Raw genomic sequence first — 5,141 nt, 5'->3', positions numbered from 1 at the left:
CGGTGATGTCGATCGGCTGGCCCGGCTTGGCGAACGGCGGCAGCTCGGCGTGGATCGCCACGGCGGCCACGTTCTTCAGCTGCGGATTGACGTTGGCCGGTACGTTGACGCCGAGTTCGCCGAGCAGGTTCTTCAAGCTCTGCACGGTGAAGGGCGCCTGGCTGGTGCGGTCACCGCTGCCGTCCAGGCCGACCACCAGGCCATAGCCGACCAGCGCATTGGTGCGCACGCCGCCGACCTGGGCCAGGTCCTTGATGCGCTCGGCAGACGCCGGTGCCGCCAGCGCGAACACCGCCAGCAGCACCACCACGGCACGCACCGCGTAGAGCGACGCACTGCGTCGCGGCCCGAACAGGGAGAAGGAAAAGGTCATGTCAGGCTCAGAACGGCGTCAACGCCGAGTTGAAGAAACGGCTCAGCCAGCCCATCGCATTGGACTGGGCGACCGGGCCGCGGCCGCCGTAGACGATGCGGGCATCGGCAACGCGGCTGGAAGGAATGGTGTTGTCCGGGGAGATGTCCGCCGCGCGCACGATGCCCTGCACCTGCACCAGCTCATCGCCCTGGTTCAAGCGCAGGTTTTTGGCGCCCTGGACCACCAGGTTGCCGTTGGGCAGGCGCTGCACCACGGTGACGGTCACGCTGCCGAGCAGGCGGTTGCTCTGCGCGGTGGTGCCCTTGCCGGCGAAGTCGCGCGAACCCTTGGCGCTGGCGCTGAGGATGTCCTTGCCGCCCAGTGTCACCGGCGCGCCGAACACGGTCGGGGTGCCGATGCTCAGGTCCGATTCCTTGGCGGTGGTGGTGTTGGCGGTGGTCTGCGCGGTGGTGTTCTCGGTCAGGGTGATGGTCAGCAGGTCGCCGACATCGCGTGCGCGCCGGTCCGAATACAGCTGCAGGCCCGGGCCGGCGGCGTAGATCGCACCGGCCGTGGCCTGCGCGGTGGGCGCGATGATCGGGGTGACCGGCGCCATCGCCGGGTAGGGGCGGACATCGCCGGCGATGACGCAGCCGCCGAGCAGGGCGACAACGGCACTGGCCGAGAGCATGCGGAGGGTAGGGCGCAGGTACGACATGGCAGGGTTCCCGGTTCGACCGATCAGACGTTCTGGTTGAGGTAGCCGAGCATCGCGTCGGTGGTGGAGATCGCCTTGGCGTTCATTTCGTAGGCGCGCTGGGTTTCGATCATCGACACCAGCTCTTCCACGACGTTGACGTTGCTGCCTTCCAGCGCGCCCTGCACCACGCTGCCCAGGCCGTTCAGGCCGGGGTTGCCGTTCTGCGCGGGGCCGGAGGCGGTGGTTTCCAGGAACAGGTTTTCACCGCGGGCCTGCAGGCCGGCCGGATTGACGAAGTCGGTCAGGGTCAGCGCGCCGATTTCCACCGACGCCGCGTCGTCGGCCATCTTTACGCTGATGGTGCCGTCGGTCCCGATGGTCAGCGACTGCGCGCCTTCGGGGATCTGGATGCCCGGCTGCACCGGGTAGCCGCTGTTGGTCACCAGCTCGCCATCCTGGTTGCGCTGGAACGACCCATCACGCGTATACGCCGAAGAACCGTCGGGCATCTGCACTTCGAAGAAACCGCGGCCGTTGACCATCACATCCAGCGCGCGGCCGGTCTGCTGCTGGCTGCCCTGCTCGAAGTTCTTCGAGGTGGCCACCACGCGTACGCCGGTGCCCAGCTGCAGGCCCGTGGGCAGCTGCGTCTGTGCGGACGAAGAACCGCCCGGCTGGCGCACCTGCTGGTACAGCAGGTCTTCGAAGCTGGCACGGTCCTGCTTGAAACCGGTGGTGTTGGTGTTGGCGAGGTTGTTGGAAACCACCGACATGCGCGTCTGCTGCGCATCCAGTCCGGTCTTGGCGATCCACAATGCCTGGTTCATGGCGATGTTCCTTTGTCTGTTGCGGGTGGCCACCCGGGGCGGCCGTCACGGGGAGCGATGCATGGGCTGTGCCAGAACCGCGCCGGAATTCCGTCGGGGCCCCGTGGGTGCCCCGTCAATCGCGCATCGCCGCGGCTCAACCGCCCAGTCGCAGCAGGCTGTTGGCGCTACGGGCGTTGTCGTCGCCGTGCTTGATCACCTTCACCTGCATTTCGTACTGGCGCTGCAGCTGGATCATCTGCACCAGCGCGCCGGCCGCGTCCACGTTGCTGCCTTCCAGCTGGCCGCTTTCCAGCGACTTGCCCTGGGCCTGCACGAAGGGCTGCTGCGGGTCGGTGTTGCGCATCAACCCGTCCAGGCCGCGCTCCAGCCGTTCATCGGCCGCGGCGACCACGCGGATACGGCCGATGTTGGCCATGGTCTGCGGGCCTTCGCCCAGCGGGATGATCGAGATCGTGCCGTCGTTGCCGATGTCCATGGCCTGGTGCGGCGGAATGGCGATCGGCGCACCGTTCTCGTCCAGCACCGGATGGCCACCGGCGGTCACCAGCTGGCCATTGGGGGTGATCGAGAGTGCCGCACCACGGGTATAGGCCTCACCGCCGCCCGCCGGGGCCTGCACCGCCAGCCAGTTGCCCGACTGCAGCGACAGGTCCAGCGGGTTGCCGGTGATCTGCTGCGCGCCCATGCGCCGGTTGAAGCCGGCGTCGACGTGCAGGGCGTCCACGCGCGAGGCATAGCCGGTGCCCTTGATCGGGAACGCCTCGGTATTGGCCAGGGCTTCCTTGAAACCAGGGGTATCGGTGTTGGCCAGGTTGTGCGAGAGCGTGCCCTGTGCCTGCAGCGAAGCACGTGCACCGGTCATCGCTACGTAGAGCGCCTTGTCCATCGTTGTAATCCCGTGATGCGGTCAGTGGCTCATCAACGGATGTTGATGATGGTCTGGGTGATCTGGTCCATGGTCGAGACCATCTGCGAATTGGCCTGGAAGTTGCGCTGGGCCGTGATCATGTTGACCAGCTGCTCGGTCAGGTCGACCGTGGAGGCTTCCAGCGAACCGGCCTGGACCTTGCCCAGGTTGGAGCTGTCCGGTGCACCGGTACGCGGCGTGCCCGAGCTGAAGGTTTCCACCCACAGGTTGTTGCCCTTGGCTTCCAGGCCCTGTGCATTGTTGAAGGTGGTCAGCGCGACCTGGCCCAGCGGTTTGTCATCGCCGTTGGAGTAGCGCGCGTAAACCACGCCTTCCTCGGACACGGTCACTTCGTTGAGCTTGCCGGCGGCGTAGCCGTCCTGCTGGGTGTTGCGCAGGGCGAACTTCTCGCCGTACTGGGTGGACCCGCTGATGTCCAGGGTCAGCGCCAGCTGGCCGGCGCCGGTGCTCGGCGTGAACGGGGCCAGCGTGATCTGGCCGTTGGCCGGGGCGGTCAACGCGCCGGCGTTGTTGAAGGTCAGCGTGGTCGGCGCGCCGGCGGCCTGGCCATCGACGTAGTTGTAGACCTGCCATTGGTTCGGGTCGGCGGTCTTGACGAAGTACGAAGTCTGCGTGTGGCTGACGCCCAGCGAGTCGTACACGGTGATACCGCCGGTGGACTGGCTGTAGCTGTTGGAATCGGTCGGGTCGAACACGCCCACCGTGGGCACCTTGGCGTCGGCCGGCAGGGTGAAACTGACGTTGACCTTGCTGGTCTGCCTGGGCGGGCTGTCGGTGGTGAGCAGCTGCAGGTCGACCAGGCGGCCGGCATCGAAGCTGGTGCCGTCGGCGTTGGGGGCGAACACCTGCAGGCGCGCGCCCTGCGGGTTGGTGACGTAGCCGGCCTGGTCGGTCTGGAAGTTGCCGGCGCGCGAATACACGCGGGCCCCGTTCATGGACATGGTGAAGAAGCCCTCACCGGAAATGGCCATGTCCAGGCTGCGCCCGGTCTGTTCGTTGTTGCCCTGCGAGAACTGCTGGGCCACGTTGGTCAGGCGCACGCCCGAACCGACCGCGTTCTTGGACAGGCCATAGCTGGTGGCCGAGAACAGGTCGGCGAACTCGGCGCGCGATTCCTTGAACCCGGTGGTGTTGACGTTGGCGATGTTGTTCGCGGTGACGTTCAGGTCGGCATTGGCTGCGTTGATGCCGGACAACGAAATGTTGAAGCCCATGGGATTGCTCCTGGTATGCGGGGTAGGGCGGCTCAGCTGATGCGGAGCACGTAGTCGATCGGGGCCGTGCCCAGGCCTTTGAGGTTGAGGTACAGGCCGTCCGAGCCGACGGTGACGCTCTCCACCGGGGCCTCGACGTAGGTGTTGACCTTGTTCTTGGCGCCGGCGCTGTCGGTGAAGGTGGCGGCGATCGAGTAGCTGCCCGGCGGCAGCCGATTGCCGTTGGCATCCTTGCCATCCCAGTCGAAGGTCACTTCGCCGGCGGCCTTGGCTTCCACGCTCAACGTGTTGACCTTGACGCCGTTGGCATCGGTGATTTCCACGTTGACAAAGCCCGCGCCGGAGGCAGCGACCATGCCGTTGGTGTTGCCTTCGGCCTCCAGCTGCCACTTGGTCGAGGGCACCAGCACGTCATGGCCGACCAGCGCAGCACCGCGCAGGATCTGGTCGCTGGACATCTGGTCCTGGAAGCCCTTCACCGTGGTGTTGAGGTCGGTGATGCCCTGCACCTGGGACAGCTGCGCCATCTGCGCCACCATCTGGGTGTTGTCCATGGGCTTGAGCGGATCCTGGTGCTGCAGCTGTTCGGTCATCAGGCGCAGGAAATCGGCCTGGTCCAGGGTGCTTTTCTTCTTGCTGGTGTCGCTGTTGGGCGCGTTGAGGCCGAGCGCGCTGTAGATATCGCTGCCGTTCTGGCCGACGCCGCTGGTGCTGCTCATGACGGTATGTCCTGTAAAGAAAAGGGTCAGCGACCCATGGTCAGGGTGGCCAGCGCCAGTTCCTTGGCGGTGGTCAGCATTTCCACGCCGGCCTGGTAATTGCGCGAGGTGGAGATGAGGTTGACCATCTGCGCCACCGGGTCGACGTCGGGCTGGTAGATGTAGCCGTCGCCGTCGGCCAGCGGGTGGCCGGGCTCGTAGCGCTTGATCGGCGCGGCGTCGCTCTGGCTGATTTCCTTGACCTGGACGGTGGTGATGTTCGGGTCGGTGCGGCTGGTGACGGACTGGAAGATCGGTTCGAGCGGCTTGTACACCGTCTGCGCCGAACCGGAGACGGTGTCGGCGTTGGACAGGTTGGAGGCGATGGTGCTCATGCGCACGGACTGGGCCTGGAG

At 66.3% G+C, this 5,141-nt stretch carries 7 protein-coding genes; all 7 read right to left on the bottom strand.

The features are described 5' to 3' along the window. A partial coding sequence (locus AC1DQP_RS16190; RefSeq protein WP_478052004.1) for a flagellar basal body P-ring protein FlgI occupies nt 1–373 on the bottom strand: 373 nt, incomplete at its 3' end. Between the two features lie 7 nt (nt 374–380). Then, complete coding sequence (gene flgH / locus AC1DQP_RS16185) at nt 381–1,073, bottom strand: flagellar basal body L-ring protein FlgH (protein ID WP_478052003.1); 693 nt, start codon at nt 1,071–1,073, stop codon at nt 381–383. A 23-nt stretch (nt 1,074–1,096) separates the two neighbouring features. Then, nucleotides 1,097–1,882, bottom strand: coding sequence for a flagellar basal-body rod protein FlgG (gene flgG, locus AC1DQP_RS16180; RefSeq protein ID WP_256776987.1), 786 nt, complete (start codon nt 1,880–1,882; stop codon nt 1,097–1,099). A 136-nt stretch (nt 1,883–2,018) separates the two neighbouring features. Continuing rightward, nucleotides 2,019–2,771: a flagellar basal body rod protein FlgF gene (locus tag AC1DQP_RS16175; RefSeq protein WP_137189434.1), complete on the bottom strand. Its 753-nt coding sequence runs from the start codon at nt 2,769–2,771 to the stop codon at nt 2,019–2,021. A gap of 32 nt (nt 2,772–2,803) precedes the next feature. Next, the gene (gene flgE, locus AC1DQP_RS16170) at nt 2,804–4,027 is read right to left on the bottom strand and encodes a flagellar hook protein FlgE (protein WP_457320628.1); all 1,224 of its coding nucleotides are present in this window, start codon (nt 4,025–4,027) and stop codon (nt 2,804–2,806) included. A gap of 32 nt (nt 4,028–4,059) precedes the next feature. Further along, the gene (locus tag AC1DQP_RS16165) at nt 4,060–4,746 is read right to left on the bottom strand and encodes a flagellar hook assembly protein FlgD (protein ID WP_457320626.1); all 687 of its coding nucleotides are present in this window, start codon (nt 4,744–4,746) and stop codon (nt 4,060–4,062) included. A 26-nt stretch (nt 4,747–4,772) separates the two neighbouring features. Beyond that, on the bottom strand, nt 4,773–5,141 hold a 369-nt coding region (gene flgC / locus AC1DQP_RS16160), incomplete at its 5' end, for a flagellar basal body rod protein FlgC (protein WP_478052002.1).

The organism is Stenotrophomonas sp. P5_A8, assembly GCF_056400545.1.
The sequence above is the reverse complement of the archived record's forward strand: the minus strand, read 5'-3'. Positions and strand labels throughout refer to the sequence as shown.